The following is a 241-nucleotide window of genomic DNA, read 5'->3' as shown; positions in this document are numbered from 1 at the left end:
GGCGGCACGACCTGACCGACGCGCAGTGGGCGGCGCTGGCGCCGCTGCTGCCTGCGCAGCCGTCGCTGGGTCGTCCGCCGAAGTGGGACAGACGGCAGCTCATCAACGGAATTCGCTGGCGTATCCGGGTCGGCTCGCCGTGGCGTGACGTCCCGGCCGAGTACGCACCCTGGCAGACCATCTACGGGCTGTTCCGCCGCTGGCAGCGTGACGGCACCTGGGACACCGTCCTCGCCGCCGC

Annotated in this window: 1 protein-coding gene; it reads left to right on the top strand. The window is 72.6% G+C overall.

The features are described from left to right. Positions 1-241, top strand: a 241-nt coding sequence (locus OP18_RS50915; RefSeq protein ID WP_156090391.1) for a transposase, incomplete at both ends; no start/stop codon positions are given.

Origin of the sequence: Dactylosporangium aurantiacum (genome assembly GCF_000716715.1) — a bacterium.
GTDB lineage: Bacteria > Actinomycetota > Actinomycetes > Mycobacteriales > Micromonosporaceae > Dactylosporangium > Dactylosporangium aurantiacum.
This window is presented reverse-complemented; position numbering and strand designations above follow the sequence as displayed.